The sequence below is a fragment of the Psychrobacter sp. CoH-33_TS_01 genome, from assembly GCF_058189395.1.
Genome location: NZ_JBVGQI010000006.1, coordinates 22,116 through 36,139 on the forward strand (window position 1 = coordinate 22,116; position 14,024 = coordinate 36,139).

Below are 14,024 nucleotides of genomic sequence, written 5' to 3' on the forward strand. Positions count from 1 at the left end.
TAAGTTTTCCTTGCCCTTAGGCCTTTTTGCGCTCATCTTAGGAGTATAGTGGGCCGCAACGCGAATAGAGGCTATACCGGCATGACGGCCTCGATAGGCTAAATAGTGTTTCTGCGGCCCTCATTGCTCACATATTTGCGATTATCATTGACAATACTCGCTGAAGGTTTTATAAGAAACCTTGTAATCCGCTTAACCTATCTCTATCATGCGCGCTACCCAAAAAAGCGGCTTAGCAGAAGGTGGGTTTGCCCCATTAGAGACCTAGTGGCTTAAGCTACAGGCTCAACAAAATATCCAGCTAAAAAAGCTATCCCGCCCATAAAGCATAGCTTGTTATTAATACTGACCAAGACGTAAGCCAATTCATAAATCCATTTGGGTAATATGGCAACCATTAAGAGACCATACGACCCCAATTACTGTAGGTTAAGAGGAGTTTGCTGTGAGTGATGCAGATATCGACGACGATTTTGATGATGATTTTGATGACGAAGATCCTGAGGCAAAGGTAGCGGAAGAGGCCTCAACCAGTGCGCGTGAGCGTCTGAGCAGCTTAGAAAAACGTCGTTTAATCGATAATTTGTTAGAAGAGAAACGCTTAGCCCGTGAGCTAAAAGACGGTTTTGACGATGATTTCGATGATGACGATTTAGACGATGATTTAGATGACGACTTCGACGACGACTTTGACGACGAATAGTTGCAAAAAACCTTGCCCGCTACACTCCTGTACCACCACAAATTTGTAATGATATGAGTAACCGATTATGACTTTAGATGATTTAAAAGAGTACCTCGACTCTGACGATAACGAGTTTGGCTTAGAGAGCGTAGCGACCCATGGCTATTTAGCGGCGACCGTAGTCGGTAAAGCCTTACCGAACTGGATGTCTTTGCTATTTGAAGGTAAAGAAAACCAAGTCGATGCAGAAGTAAGAGACGCTATCACCGCTTGGCGCGAGTCTATGCTGGCTGATCTTAAAGCTGAGACCGATATTGAGCTGCCTTTAGCCTCTAGCGCTGACGAAGAAGTGGATTTCTCTTTAGATTCTGACCTAGCGGCTTGGTCAGTAGGCTTTGTCGATGCTATGTACGGCGATGAAAACGTCGACTGGTTTAGTGAAGAAGATACTGCTGAAGACGTGGCTATGTTGACGCTACCGATGATGGTATTTAGCGGTATTGATATGGCGGGTGATGCTGAAGACGAAGACCCTGCTCTAGCAGAAATTCGTAGTGATGATGATGCTTTAGCGCAGATGGCCAACAGTATTGAAGGCAATTTGACTGAGCTGTATCTGTTGTTTCATACGCAAGACTAATAGCTCTACCTAAGCGTATAAATAACAGACGTATAAATACTAGCCAAGAGCGGGCATCCTACTATAAGGGCTGCCCGTTTTTTTTATATGGTGTAAGATAAGGTCATGCCTTGTGAGCGCTGCCTCCGGCCATCTCCATCCTCTAACTATAAAACGGCTTGATTATGCAACTCTCTAATTTAGAACACCTGCCCAATTACACCATCACCGAGCGTTTGGATGTGGTCTACGGCAGCACCGTGCGCTCAAAGCATGTAGGTAAAGACCTGTTTGCGAGCTTTAAAAACCTGGTCGGTGGTGAGCTGACCGCCTATACAGAATTGCTAGAAGAGTCACGCCAAGAGGCTATCGAACGAATGATGGTCAAGGCACAAGCATTAGGCGCGGATGCTATCGTTGGTATTCGCTTTTCTACCGCCAGTATCGCACAGGGAGCGTCAGAGATTTTTGTCTATGGCACGGCGGTTAGAGCCGTACCCAATAGCGTACCCAACCACAATGCTCCTATTTATCAACAGCCACCACCGTTAACTTAGCCTTTATGGGCAAACATTAGGATTGCAGGTTGCTTAGAGTAGGGTGACCAAGATTAAAGGGTGCTACGTTTAACGGTGCTACGTTTAACGGTGCTAAGAGTAGGAGAGCAGGGCGGTGTCGAATATTTTGCACGAAGTATTATCGAATTACGGGTTATTCATCGTGTTGTTTGTGGTCGGTTGGTTTTTTGGTCGTCGTAATGAGCAAGCGCATTTGCAAGAACTCGCCAAGTCAGAAAAAGTCTTGGGGCATATCATTTTATCGAGTGAGCGCTTTTACGAGCCAGAATTAGCCCAAGAGACGCAAGGGGATTTGGTCATCGGTAGTGTGGTCATCGCCCAAGATTATTTCAAAATGATCATCGCGCGGCTATTAAGCTTAGTGGGTAAAAACCTAACGACTTATGAGACTTTGCTCGACCGTGCCCGCCGCGAAGCTTTAGTGCGGATGAAGCTGCAAGCCCAGTATCAGGGTTATAATCAGATTTATGGCGTTCGCCTTGAGGTGTCCAATATCAATCAGTTGGGGAGTATGGTTGAGGCGATTGCTTATGGGACGGCGGTATATACCGTGAATAATCCCAAAGTCCCGCCACCTTTGCCCAACGCTACTTTTAAGTAAGCGCCGTTCTTTTGATTTAATTTATTAGTCTCTATGCTGTCTTTTCATAAATTCTGTTTTAGGCATTTCGGCCTTAATTTTTTCGATATCGTATAAGAACGTGCGGTTTTTCAAAATAGCGACGAAGACCACGCCCCCAACGGTATTGCCCAATAATACCAACACTAGAAAAATGAGATAGTCGGCGACGCTAATGCTATGGCCATAAATCAGCCCGGAGAATACTTCAACGTTACCCACGATACTGTGGTGTAAGCCTAAAAATCCGATAGTACCGGTAATCAAAGTCACTAAGACAATCCGGCTAATGGTATCGCGCGCTGAGGTAACTAACCACGCTGCAACGCCCATAAGCCAACCGGCTAATACTGAGCTACCAAAGATAACCCACCAGTCGTAATCTAAAACGTGCTGGGCAAAGTGGTCAATATTTTCGCTGCTGTACAGCCCCATATGCAAGCCTAAGCCAATCATCAATACTGCAAATAGGCAACCGCCCAAAATATTGCCGACGATAACGATGCCCCAAAGTCTTAACAACTTGCTCACCGGTTCGATTTTATTTAATACCGGCAGGCTTAGTAAAGATGTTTGCTCGGTGAATAATAAGGATTGACCAATCACGACGATGATAAAGCCTAGTGGATACAGTAAGGAAGACAGCACTAGGGCATAGTGGTCATATTCGGTAGGCAACAAGGCGCTGAGTAGTGAATAGGCGGCCAAAATAACGAAAAGACTAATCCCTATCTCTAATCCAGCGGTAAAGGCACTAGTGAATAATGAGCCTAGCGAGCGGTTAAAGGTTTCTTTGGCATCTAGGACTTGCTCGACTAAAATACTGGCGTAGCTTTTGGGCTGGCTAATGTTGTCGTCTTCCGCGACTTTTTTAATCGTTTCTTTATCTTGCTCACTGACGCCTTCGGAAAAGTCCTCATCTTCTAAATGCTTAGTGGCACTCGGCTGCGACTCATCCTGACTGTTGTTTGAGTCGGAATCTGAGTCTGAGTCTGAGTGTGTTTCGTGTTGAGTAGCATGCAGCTCAGTAGGATGCTCCGCTATCGGCGTCTCAGTAGCCGCTGGCAGCGAAGGTTGCGTCGAGGGCGCAGGAGGAGAAGGCTGGTCTTTGGGCACAGGAAGCTCGCTATTTAATCAGCTAATTAAGAGAAGGGCAGCGCTACAAAGTCGGTCGCTCCTTGCAGTTTAGTGGATAGCAGACCGCAGTGATATTAGGATTTCACCCTATTGCTGTTATTCTTTGTTTAATCAGCAGGTTAATTTTCTATAATCGCTATCTTTTTATGAGGTATGGATTTATTTACAGCGGCTAAGAGGGCATGAGTTAGAGTGCACTCCAGAGTTAATTTGCCCCACCATCTAACAAAATTAGCCCATCTACGTTAAAATCAACGTATTCAAATTTTCCTATACCATTTCTATTCTTACTAATTGATAAGACAGTAACTATGAGCCAAACAAACCGTCAGACCAATCTTACCCAATCTATTCAAGCCGCGCTAAACCAACTCGAGAATGCCTACAACCCTGCCGAGATTGAGCAAGGCATGTACCAAACTTGGGAAGAGCAAGGCTATTTTCAGCCAAAATATGACAGCGATGAGTCGTTCTCTATCGCTCTGCCACCACCGAACGTGACCGGCAACTTGCATATGGGCCATGGTTTTAATAACGCTATTATGGATGCATTGACCCGCTATCACCGCATGCTAGGCGACAATACCCTTTGGCAACCGGGCACGGATCATGCGGGTATCGCCACGCAAATGGTCGTCGAGCGTCGTCTGGATGCCCAAGGGATTAAGCGCCGTGATATGACCCGCGAAGACTTCATCGATAAGGTTTGGGAATGGAAAGAAGAGTCGGGCGGTAATATTACCCGTCAGATTCGCCGTCTGGGCTCATCAGTAGATTGGTCGCGTGAGCGCTTTACCATGGATGATGGCCTTTCCAATGCGGTCAAAGAAGTGTTCGTTCGCCTGTTTGACGATGGCCTTATCTACCGTGGTAAACGTCTGGTCAACTGGGATCCAAAATTCCAAACGGCGCTGTCCGATTTAGAAGTCGAAAACCACGACGAAAAAGGTTCGCTGTGGCATTTCCGTTATCACTTCACCGATAAAGATGTACAGACCCAAGATGGTAAAGACTATCTTGTCGTAGCCACCACCCGTCCTGAGACCTTATTGGGCGATACCGCGGTTGCCGTGAATCCAAAAGACGAGCGCTATTCACATCTGGTAGGTAAGACAATTACGCTACCTATTACCGGCCGTGTAGTGCCTATTGTCGCGGATGACTATGTCGAAAGCGACTTTGGTACTGGCTGTGTAAAAATTACTCCAGCCCATGACTTTAATGATTATGAGTTAGGCCGTCGTCATGACATGCCGCTCATTAATATTTTTGATGCCCATGCTCATATCCTCCCAGCAATGGAAGTCTATCCGGACTTGCAGACCCGCGAGCCTGAGCTTGAGACCACCCCAGAGGCTTATGCTGGTGTTGAGCGTTTTGCAGCCCGTAAGCAATTGGTGGCGCAAGCAAAAGAGGAAGGCTGGCTCGATCAAATCGAAGACTATGCTCTAAAAGCTCCGCGTGGCGACCGTAGTGGTGTCATCGTTGAGCCGTGGTTGACCGATCAATGGTATGTGGCTGTTGAGCAATTGGCGAAACCAGCGATTGAAGCGGTCGAAGATGGCCGTATCGAATTTGTCCCTGCCCAGTACAAAAACATGTACATGGCGTGGATGAATGATCTGCAAGACTGGTGTATCAGCCGTCAGTTGTGGTGGGGCCATCGTATCCCTGCTTGGTACGACGAAGCAGGCAATATCTATGTCGCCCGTGACGAAGCGGAAGTGCGCAGCAAGTATAACCTTGATGCTAGCATCAGCCTGCGTCAAGACGATGACGTACTCGACACTTGGTTTAGTTCAGGCCTATGGACGTTCAGCACGCTAGGTTGGGCTGACGAATCGGATGTGAAAAAAGTCCTTGAGACCTTCCACCCGACCAGCGTCCTAGTTACCGGTTTTGACATCATCTTCTTCTGGGTCGCACGCATGATTATGCTGACCATGCACTTTATGAAGAATGAAGATGGTACGCCACAAGTGCCGTTTAAAACCGTCTATGTGCATGGCCTAGTACGCGATGGCAACGGTCAGAAGATGTCCAAGTCTAAAGGTAACGTCCTTGATCCTATCGATATCATCGACGGTATCGATTTAGAAACGTTGGTGGAAAAACGCACCAGCAATATGATGAACCCGAAAGACGCGGCGAAGATTGAAAAGCAGACGCGTAAAGAGTTCCCAGAAGGTATTCCTGCTTTCGGTACGGATGCGTTGCGCTTTACTTTTACCTCGCTGGCCAGCACCGGTCGTGATATCAACTTTGACCTGAAGCGCGTCGAGGGTTATCGCAACTTCTGTAATAAAATTTGGAACGCCAGTCGTTTTGTCTTAATGAACTGCGTGGATAGCGAAGGCACGGCGCAAGCAATCGATAGCACTGCAAACCCTGACGTTTGGGAGCTGCCTGAGCGCTGGATTATGAGCCGTTTAAACTCGAGCATCCAAAACATCCATCAGCACTTTACCCAGTATCGCTTGGATATGGTCAGTAAAGATATCTATGAGTTTATCTGGAACGAGTATTGCGATTGGTACGTTGAGCTTGCTAAGGCGAGCTTAAACGATGACTCGGTCAGCGATGAGCGTAAGGCACAGATTCGCTTTGTTTTACTGCATGTGTTAGAGACCGCGCTACGCTTTACCCATCCTATCATGCCGTACTTAAGCGAGCAGATTTGGCAGACCATCGCGCCGCTATTAGGCCGTAAAGACACCGATAGCATCGTCGTCGCTAAGTTCCCAACCGTAGACACTGCGCAAATCAATGCACAGATTGAGACGGATATGACTTGGCTACAGGAGCTTATCGCTGGCGTGCGGAACATCCGTGGTGAGATGAAGCTAGGTAACGCAGTACGTCTACCGGTCTTACTACAAAACATCACCGATGAGCAGTCTGATCGTCTAACACGTATCCAAAACCAGTTTAAAGCGCTCGCGAAAGTTGAAAGTCTAACTATCGTGAAAGAAGGCGAAGAAGTGCCGCTATCATCATCAAGCATGGTCGGTCAGTTACGTATCTTAGTGCCTATGAAAGGTCTGATTGACCCAACTGCCGAGCTAAACCGTTTGGGTAAGTCATATGACAAGCTCAAAGGTCAAGCAGAAGGCATCGCGCGTAAGCTGGGCAATGAAGGTTTTGTCAGTAAAGCGCCTGTGGAAGTCGTGGATGCTGAGAAGGCGAAACTAGCAGAGCTGGAGGGTCAGTTGAAAGTGATGACCGAGCAGATGGATCAGCTTAAGGCTTTGTAATTTGTTGCTTCGGTAACTAATTCTTAATTCCTAGTATTGTCTAATGACCCAGTATTGAGCGTAAGTGCTTGATACTGGGTTTTTTAATGGGGGAATGGAAAAGCTGGCGCTTAAGAGCTACGGAAGCAATAAACAAGACCTTTTATAAAGTGCTACTATAACTTGAGGGAGAATCTACACATTCTGATGGAGTGTATTATGTCCAACAGCTATCAAGCCTTATTAGAAAATGGTCGAATCAAATGGTTAGAGACCCCACCAAACGTGACTTCGGCTAAAGTAGTCGTTACCGTATTACCGCCTGAGCAGGCAGCTTTATCTGAAGAGAAAGTAGGTATTAAGAAAAAGCGAAAGCTTGGCTTTATGCAAGGTGAGATGACTGTGCCTGATGACATTCATTGGGGTGATGAGGAAGTCAGAGAAATGTTTGGTGTCAGTATTTAAAGTGAAGTTATTGCTAACTGTAGTCAAAGCCTAGTACCAATTTTTGGGGAATAGCATGGGTCGAGTGGAGTATGCGCACACTGTATTTGAATGGGATGATGATAAAAATATTAGCAATAAGAAAAAGCATGGGTTGTTTTTTGAAACCGCTATAGCTGCTTTTTTTGATGAGCACAGCTTAACTGAAATTGATTTTATCCAAGATAACGAACAGCGTTGGAAGACCATTGGTATGGCACCGGATAATATAATGATTTTATTCATTGGCCATGTTATTTTTGACGATGAGATAGGACGTGAAGTGATCCGTGTCATTACTGCGCGTAAAGCTACACTGAATGAAGAGAGAATCTACTATGTCAGTTACTAGGAAGTACTTCGCTAAGGGTGAAAAGCCTGTTTTAACCGCCGAACAACTGGAAGAGCTTGAAGCCTTAAGATACCGCGAAATCAATTTATCCGACGCTCCAGAAGTTACAGACTGGAGTGGGGCGGTAAGAGGGCGATTTATGCAAAAGCGTTTGCCGGTGAGTAATGAAGCGTATGAGTGGCTGCAAAAAGGGGGGCAACCTGCTGAGGTACGCTTGAATGAGCTACTGCAAGAATTGATGCAGAAAGAAAGTGAGTCGGCGGTGAAATGACTTAGATGTAGCATTATTAATGGTTGTCTACTAACCCAATATTGAGTATAACTGCTTGGTATTGGGTTTTTTTGTGGCATTGATTTTATATTGGCGGTATTGGAAAAATCTTCATCGTTCTAAAAAATACAGTGGTATTCTATGAAAACAGATGAGCTTATTGAGGTTGTTAAAAACGGTACATTGGATAAGAAACCATTGATACCTGATGATATAAATTCTTTCGAAATTATGAATATTACTGATATGACTGTGCTTAGGGAGTTGGCAAAACATCAAGAAAAGTTCCAATTTTTATCAGAAACGGAAACTTGGGAAAAGAATGAAAATAGACAATATAAGCTGGGGTCGATGGATAGGCTCAACTTTTTTCTAAAGGAAATTGCTAACGGTGCATGTCGGTGTTTAAGGTATAAACAGGATAACGTAAGCCCAGAGTCTCAAGCTGATTTAGGATTAATACACATACTTGAAAAAATTGAAGGTAATTATACTTTTGAAGTTAAATATGAGTGTCAGTGTACGGCCTGTGGCACTGTTTACGACTGTTTCTCTCAAGAAGTAAGATTTGGGATAAGTTATGCTTGGAGAAAAAAGAAAACTAAATAGAGCCAATAATTATGAATCACTTAGCTATAGGCCAACGCGCCCAACTACATCAATTTGATATAAATGAAAACTCCCCAATCACAGTGAAATTTACCCGTCAAAGTCCAATAGAGATGGATATCAGCTGCTTTGCATTAGACAATCAAGGCAAGCTGATTAATGACGATTACATGGTTTTTTACAATCAACCAGTCTCGCCCTGTCAGCAAATCAAACTTACCCATTACGACGCTCAACCTAATTCAAATAAAAGCGTCCAAGCAGAGTTTGAGGTTAGCCTATCTAAACTGCCTATCGATATTGACAGTCTATTCTTCGTATTATCTGCTGACACTCCACTTAAGAACGTACAGTCTTTAGAGATCAATCTATTCCAACAGTCACAGAAGGCACAGGCCAATTACCAATCAGCGGATTTTGCTGACTTACAAGCCAGTATGCTCTTGCAGCTGTATCGCAAAAATGGTGTTTGGCGAGTGGCCAATGTAGGTCAGGGGTTTAATGGCGGCTTGGCAGCAGTAGTTCAGCATTTCGGTGGCGATGTGGCAGAAGAGGAAACAAAATCAGCTAGCACTCCTAGTGTAGATAAAGCTAAAGTGTCCTTAGAAAAAGTGATGTTGGAGAAAGCGCCCAAGCTAGTTAACCTTGCCAAAAAAGCAACCGTATCTCTAGAAAAGCGCCAATTGCAAAGTTTAACGGCCAAGGTAGCTTTAGTATTAGACGCTACAGGCTCAATGAATCGACAATATAAACAAGGACTAGTGCAAGAAGTGGTCAATCGTTTATTACCATTAGCGGTGAGTTTTGATGATGACCAAGCTTTAGACTGTTGGGCATTCGGGGAGCATCCACTCTATCTTGGTGAGGTGGGTCTCAATAATTACGCAGATTTCATCGACACGGTACAAGGCGGCTGGCGGAATTGGCCGCTTGGTTCTCGAACGAATAATGAAGCCGGTGTCATGGAGATGGTCACCAAGTTTTATATCGCGCAAGGGTTAGACGTGCCCGCCTATATTCTATTTATTAGTGATGGTGGCATCCGTGACAGCCGTGGTATTAGCAATATTATGCTGCAAGCGGCACAGCTGCCAATATTTTGGCAATTTGTAGGCCTCGGTGGCAAAAACTACGGCATTTTAGAAAACCTAGATGATATGACAGGCCGAGTCATTGATAACTGTAATTTCTTCGCCTTAGATGATTTACACGATATTAGCGAAGAATCGTTATACGAAAAAATGCTAGAGGAATTTCCAGAGTGGCTTAAGGAAGCGCGTCAGCTAGGGCTGATTAAAAGCTAATTAAAACGGACATTATTTATGAGCAGATTTATAACCCAACCTATGAAAACGCTGGCCTTAAGCAGCTTAATAATCAGTTTAATGGCCTTAGCCAGCTGCGTAACCGCTCCCACCAATGAAAACACCATGACCGACGCCCAGCTTGTCCAATTGGCCAAGCAAACAGATCGCACGCCAGTCGAGGGTGAGCCCAACCTCGTGGTTGGGATACATAACGGTACCAAAGTCATAGAAGAGTTTCACTGCTCAGACCTATGCCCACAGAATACAGTGCGTATTGTGCATTATGACGTAGCGGCTGGCCCCACCTGTGACGCTATTGGCGGCGTGACCAAATCGATTCTAGTACCCATTGCTATTACCGTGATGCCACGTGAATATTGCTTCCCCAAAGTGATTGCAGAGTATTGGGAAAGCTATACGCAATAGAGAGATTGGAGGAAGGTATTACGAATCGGTCTCAAATTTAACTATAAATATTTAATGGCTAAGCACTAATCACCGTTTATCCGTCACTAGTGCCCCGACCAAAAAAAGCCCTCCACTAATAAAAAGTGAAGAGCTTAATTTTTGCTGATAACTTACGCAGAATTAACATCGTAGCGGTCGCTTTAACTCCTAGTCATAAGTCTAATCATAAGCATCGATATACTCTTTTAGCTCATAGTAGCGATCGCCCAATAGCTCGGTGATACATTCCATACGGACGATTTCTTGACGGGCAGCTTCTGCCTCGCGTGCACGATCGGTACATATCTCATCACGATTTTCTACCCACTCTCGCTGATTGTCCATCAGACTTTGACGGGTTTCTTCAGAAGCGCTCTTCCAAAGTTTGTTAAACTCGCTACGTTTAAAGTCCATAGTGGCTTTGACTTTAGCTTGTTCAGTGGCGACGCTGGCCATTTCATTAGAGGCTTCGGTATAAGCTTCGGTAGCGGCAATCTGAGCAGAAGCAGCGGCTTCACGTTCAGCTCCTGCATTAATCGCTATATTTTTATTATCCTGAGCTTTTAGGGCGCGTACGTCATTGCGCTGCATAGCATCAATGATAGTGGTAGCGACAAAGCTAATGACTTCACTACCATTCTCTAACCTGCCAAAGACCTTCTCGCCATCATCCGTAGGCTGTACCGAATACTCCAGCTCATAGCTGATGGTGTTAGCATCCATATCGATGTCCTGTTCAAAGGCATCTTCATTCACGCCGGATGTGCCATAGTATTCACGGACGAAATTGGCACGAGACACGAGGTCTGAGTCTAGCTTCGCCGTGAGGGTGGCCACACAGAATTTTTTGGTACTTTGTGGGTCACTCTTATCGGTACGCACGTTATCTAACGTCGTTTTTACTTGACTGATATTGGCACGCAGGCCTGCACTATCGATGCGTATATCTTGATTTTTAGCGATACTTTTAGTGTTGGATTCGATACCATCTTGAAATAACTCTTTGACGAGATCGACCGCAGTCTCACTACCACATTGTACTTCTGGAGTAGAATTAGTACCTGGGAGTTTGTCACAGCCGCTAAGGCCTAGAGCTGCTGCTAAAGCTAGGATTAAAGACAACCGTTGTTTCATAATCTCTCTCATGCGTATGTTGGCGGACAGGGTCAGACGCTGTCTTAATAATCATAATAATAAGGGTAATGAGCTACATAGCTTTAGACGCTATGGAAATTGACTAATGTTGTCTTTTATAAAATTAGTATTAGCGATGGTTTAAATAAGGCTGCCGACTGTTAATCACTAATTAAATAAACTACTTAGCACTTAATAAGCTTATAGAATATTGCATGACATACAATAACTTACTCAGCATAAGTAATCATGTAACAAATTGATTATGCCCGATTGTTGAGTTTTTTTCTAGTCATATCAGCGGTTTATTCATACATTCTAGGTTGCGAATAAGCAATTTTTTTATGAATTAAATAGGATAATTAATTAGGCAGTCATTACAGGGTGATTCTTGAAAGAAATTTTGTTCAACAATTATCGTGACAATGAGTAAAAAGATTATTAGCGTCGATGCTGCTATTAAGGCAGTACTCACAATACGCGGGTAAGAAAGTGACAAGACGCGTGTAGAAAGTAACGCTCTATCTACGGTATAAAGTGACTGTTACTATTTCATTTATATATAATTTTGGATTTTTATCATGCCGCAAAGCCTCGAGCATTCTTATTCAGGCACTGTAAAACAAGCCAAGCATCCTGCTATGCGTTGGTTGTTTTTGCTGTTGGGCATCGTGTTTTTTATACTGGGAATTATTGGCTTGCTGCTGCCTGTGATGCCGACCGCCCCTTTTATTTTATTATCAGCCGCTTGTTGGGCGCGGGGCTCTAAGCGCTTTTACTTATGGCTGATTAACCATAAATACTTTGGTAAGTTTATTCGCGATTGGGAGGAGCGTCATGCCGTACCGCGTTATGCTAAGTGGTTGGCATGCATCATGATGACTTTGTCGGGCACCATGCTGTTTTATCAATTGCCTGCTGAAAAAATATGGATGGCTTGGAGCGTGGCAGCCGCATTTACGGGAGTAGCCATTTATTTATGGCGCTTGCCGGACGCTTAAACTGCACTCATGGTGCAAGTAATAAGCGTTAATATCTCAGCCATTTAGCCCACAAAAAGGCTTACTAGATTTATCCCATAAAAAAGGCTTACTAATAGTTAGTAAGCCTTTTTTAATATCGGTTTTAAAGTGAAGCCACTATAGCAGTTGATTAATGCCGACGTTAATGAGGCCGCCGCCAAGGATGAGCCAAGCAAACATAATGGCGCCCAGCAATAGAGGGCGTACGCCGGCTTGCTTGATAGCGCTAAGGTGGGTGGTTAATCCTAGCGCAAACATCGCCATAGTCAATAATACGTTGTCCAAAGTGACCATCGTGGCGACGAAGCTCTCAGACATACTAACGAAGGTATGTAGCACCACAATCAAGATAAAGACAAAGGCAAACCAAGGTACTTTCACTTGTGATAGTCGGGCCATAAAGGCGTTTTTGGTGTTGTGAGAAGCCGTAGTGTTAGTGCCCGCAAAAGTAGTAGCGCTTGAAACGGTTGGCGTGACTTTAGCCGGTGATTTTTCAGTCAAAATAAACGATAGAATTAATAGGAAAGGGGCGAGCATCATCACGCGAATCATTTTGGTGACCACCGCCGTATTGCCTACTTCAGCATTAATAGCGTTACCCGCCACCACGACCTGAGCCACTTCGTGAACACTAGACCCAGTATAAATCCCGTACTGCTGCGGGGTTAGCCAAGGCAATAACCAGCCCACATGGTACAACAGGGGATAAAGCAGCATAGCTAGGGTTCCAAACACCACTACTGTTGCGACAGCGATAGTCACTTTATGAGCCTCTGCTTTGACGACAGGCTCCGCTGCAATCACGGCTGCGGCACCGCAAATACTCGCCCCTGAACCAATTAATAGCGCGGTCTCACGGTCCACTTTTAGCCAGCGCGTCCCAAGGAAATAGGTGAGCATAAAGGTAGAGCTGAGTACGATGGCATCAATCACGATGGCCGAGGTGCCGACACTAGCGACTTGGGTTAGCGTTAATTTAAAGCCATACAGCATAATAGCTAAGCGCAGTATCTGCCCTTTAGAAAAGGTCACACCGTCTGCTAATTTAGGGGCGAATTTTGGATAGACCGTATTGCCTAACACCATACCGATAATGATGGCCAAGGTTAGCGCGCTTAACCCCAGCATACGGCCATTAGTCCATACGTTAATTTGCTCATTGAGCCACATACTCAGCAAACTGCCCACCAACACTAGGACTAGCCCAGCAAACTGGTAGGGGCGAGGAATATAACTGTTTAAGGTACGGGCGAAGGCGGTAGTCATAGAGGGCGGCTTATAAAGGTGGCGGATCATCAATAATTGCTTGCGTCTACTAGCGCATTCGCTAGATAGTCTACTATAGAATACTGTTATGCAAAGTTAGTATATAGCAGTAAAATCTATTTGAATAACGGATTAATACGGTATAGTCTATCGATAATATCGATAGGTTAAGGCGAGGTGGTTTGCAGCCCTCTATATGCCTGCCGCCTGCTATAGCCCCACTACTCTATAAGTCGCTACCGATACGGTGATAACCAATCCT

General features: G+C 44.9%; 15 protein-coding genes. 12 read left to right on the forward strand and 3 right to left on the reverse strand.

From position 1 onward, the window contains the following. Positions 1 to 445: 445 nt before the first annotated feature. The 4 genes from ACZ2XM_RS10350 (at position 446) to ACZ2XM_RS10365 (ending at position 2,483) form a co-directional block, all read left to right on the forward strand. A complete protein-coding gene (locus ACZ2XM_RS10350; protein WP_490588947.1) occupies positions 446 to 703 on the forward strand; it encodes a PA3496 family putative envelope integrity protein in 258 nt (85 codons plus the stop codon). Positions 704 to 770: 67 nt separating this feature from the next. After that, entirely contained in the window at positions 771 to 1,325 is a 555-nt protein-coding gene (locus ACZ2XM_RS10355; protein ID WP_490588946.1) for a UPF0149 family protein, read from the forward strand. Positions 1,326 to 1,489: 164 nt separating this feature from the next. Then, a complete protein-coding gene (locus tag ACZ2XM_RS10360; protein ID WP_490588945.1) occupies positions 1,490 to 1,861 on the forward strand; it encodes a YbjQ family protein in 372 nt (123 codons plus the stop codon). A gap of 115 nt (positions 1,862 to 1,976) precedes the next feature. After that, positions 1,977 to 2,483 carry a YbjQ family protein gene (locus ACZ2XM_RS10365; protein ID WP_490588944.1) on the forward strand — a complete coding sequence of 169 codons (507 nt, stop codon included), beginning with the start codon at positions 1,977 to 1,979 and terminating at the stop codon, positions 2,481 to 2,483. A gap of 24 nt (positions 2,484 to 2,507) precedes the next feature. Here the strand turns inward: ACZ2XM_RS10365 and ACZ2XM_RS10370 are convergent, their stop codons facing one another. Then, on the reverse strand, positions 2,508 to 3,617 hold the full coding sequence (locus ACZ2XM_RS10370; protein ID WP_490588943.1) for a formate/nitrite transporter family protein: 1,110 nt from the start codon (positions 3,615 to 3,617) through the stop codon (positions 2,508 to 2,510). Between the two features lie 332 nt (positions 3,618 to 3,949). Between ACZ2XM_RS10370 and ACZ2XM_RS10375 the strand changes: the two genes are divergently transcribed. The 7 genes from ACZ2XM_RS10375 (at position 3,950) to ACZ2XM_RS10405 (ending at position 10,319) form a co-directional block, all read left to right on the forward strand. After that, entirely contained in the window at positions 3,950 to 6,892 is a 2,943-nt protein-coding gene (locus ACZ2XM_RS10375; protein ID WP_490588942.1) for a valine--tRNA ligase, read from the forward strand. A gap of 198 nt (positions 6,893 to 7,090) precedes the next feature. Further along, positions 7,091 to 7,336 carry a hypothetical protein gene (locus tag ACZ2XM_RS10380; protein WP_490588941.1) on the forward strand — a complete coding sequence of 82 codons (246 nt, stop codon included), beginning with the start codon at positions 7,091 to 7,093 and terminating at the stop codon, positions 7,334 to 7,336. A 55-nt stretch (positions 7,337 to 7,391) separates the two neighbouring features. After that, positions 7,392 to 7,706, forward strand: a complete 315-nt coding sequence (locus ACZ2XM_RS10385; RefSeq protein ID WP_490588940.1) for a BrnT family toxin — start codon at positions 7,392 to 7,394, stop codon at positions 7,704 to 7,706. Then, positions 7,693 to 7,977, forward strand: a complete 285-nt coding sequence (locus tag ACZ2XM_RS10390; protein WP_490588939.1) for a hypothetical protein — start codon at positions 7,693 to 7,695, stop codon at positions 7,975 to 7,977. Before ACZ2XM_RS10385 ends, ACZ2XM_RS10390 begins: the two co-directional genes overlap by 14 nt. 141 nt (positions 7,978 to 8,118) lie before the next feature. Continuing rightward, entirely contained in the window at positions 8,119 to 8,586 is a 468-nt protein-coding gene (locus ACZ2XM_RS10395; RefSeq protein ID WP_490588938.1) for a hypothetical protein, read from the forward strand. Positions 8,587 to 8,597: 11 nt separating this feature from the next. Further along, positions 8,598 to 9,890: a VWA domain-containing protein gene (locus tag ACZ2XM_RS10400; RefSeq protein ID WP_490588937.1), complete on the forward strand. Its 1,293-nt coding sequence runs from the start codon at positions 8,598 to 8,600 to the stop codon at positions 9,888 to 9,890. 18 nt (positions 9,891 to 9,908) lie between these two features. Continuing rightward, a complete protein-coding gene (locus ACZ2XM_RS10405) occupies positions 9,909 to 10,319 on the forward strand; it encodes a hypothetical protein (RefSeq protein WP_490588936.1) in 411 nt (136 codons plus the stop codon). A 201-nt stretch (positions 10,320 to 10,520) separates the two neighbouring features. On the opposite strand, the gene ACZ2XM_RS10410 is transcribed toward ACZ2XM_RS10405, so the two are convergent. Beyond that, positions 10,521 to 11,474 (reverse strand): lysozyme inhibitor LprI family protein, encoded by a 954-nt coding sequence (locus ACZ2XM_RS10410; protein WP_490588935.1) that lies wholly within the window; start codon positions 11,472 to 11,474, stop codon positions 10,521 to 10,523. 581 nt (positions 11,475 to 12,055) lie between these two features. Between ACZ2XM_RS10410 and ACZ2XM_RS10415 the strand changes: the two genes are divergently transcribed. Further along, positions 12,056 to 12,475 carry a YbaN family protein gene (locus ACZ2XM_RS10415; protein WP_490588934.1) on the forward strand — a complete coding sequence of 140 codons (420 nt, stop codon included), beginning with the start codon at positions 12,056 to 12,058 and terminating at the stop codon, positions 12,473 to 12,475. Positions 12,476 to 12,613: 138 nt separating this feature from the next. Here ACZ2XM_RS10415 and ACZ2XM_RS10420 read toward each other — a convergent pair whose 3' ends face one another. Further along, complete coding sequence (locus ACZ2XM_RS10420; RefSeq protein WP_490588933.1) at positions 12,614 to 13,762, reverse strand: YeiH family protein; 1,149 nt, start codon at positions 13,760 to 13,762, stop codon at positions 12,614 to 12,616. Positions 13,763 to 14,024: the final 262 nt, after the last annotated feature.

Excerpts from the sequence above, each read along its gene's own strand:
- ACZ2XM_RS10355 (WP_490588946.1), top strand. The coding sequence starts at position 771 with ATGACTTTAGATGATTTAAAAGAGTACCTCGACTCTGACGATAACGAG.
- ACZ2XM_RS10360 (WP_490588945.1), top strand. The coding sequence starts at position 1,490 with ATGCAACTCTCTAATTTAGAACACCTGCCCAATTACACCATCACCGAG.
- ACZ2XM_RS10375 (WP_490588942.1), top strand. The coding sequence starts at position 3,950 with ATGAGCCAAACAAACCGTCAGACCAATCTTACCCAATCTATTCAAGCC.
- ACZ2XM_RS10380 (WP_490588941.1), top strand. The coding sequence starts at position 7,091 with ATGTCCAACAGCTATCAAGCCTTATTAGAAAATGGTCGAATCAAATGG.
- ACZ2XM_RS10385 (WP_490588940.1), top strand. The coding sequence starts at position 7,392 with ATGGGTCGAGTGGAGTATGCGCACACTGTATTTGAATGGGATGATGAT.
- ACZ2XM_RS10390 (WP_490588939.1), top strand. The coding sequence starts at position 7,693 with ATGTCAGTTACTAGGAAGTACTTCGCTAAGGGTGAAAAGCCTGTTTTA.
- ACZ2XM_RS10395 (WP_490588938.1), top strand. The coding sequence starts at position 8,119 with ATGAAAACAGATGAGCTTATTGAGGTTGTTAAAAACGGTACATTGGAT.
- ACZ2XM_RS10400 (WP_490588937.1), top strand. The coding sequence starts at position 8,598 with ATGAATCACTTAGCTATAGGCCAACGCGCCCAACTACATCAATTTGAT.
- ACZ2XM_RS10405 (WP_490588936.1), top strand. The coding sequence starts at position 9,909 with ATGAGCAGATTTATAACCCAACCTATGAAAACGCTGGCCTTAAGCAGC.
- ACZ2XM_RS10410 (WP_490588935.1), bottom strand. The coding sequence starts at position 11,474 with ATGAAACAACGGTTGTCTTTAATCCTAGCTTTAGCAGCAGCTCTAGGC.
- ACZ2XM_RS10415 (WP_490588934.1), top strand. The coding sequence starts at position 12,056 with ATGCCGCAAAGCCTCGAGCATTCTTATTCAGGCACTGTAAAACAAGCC.
- ACZ2XM_RS10420 (WP_490588933.1), bottom strand. The coding sequence starts at position 13,762 with ATGACTACCGCCTTCGCCCGTACCTTAAACAGTTATATTCCTCGCCCC.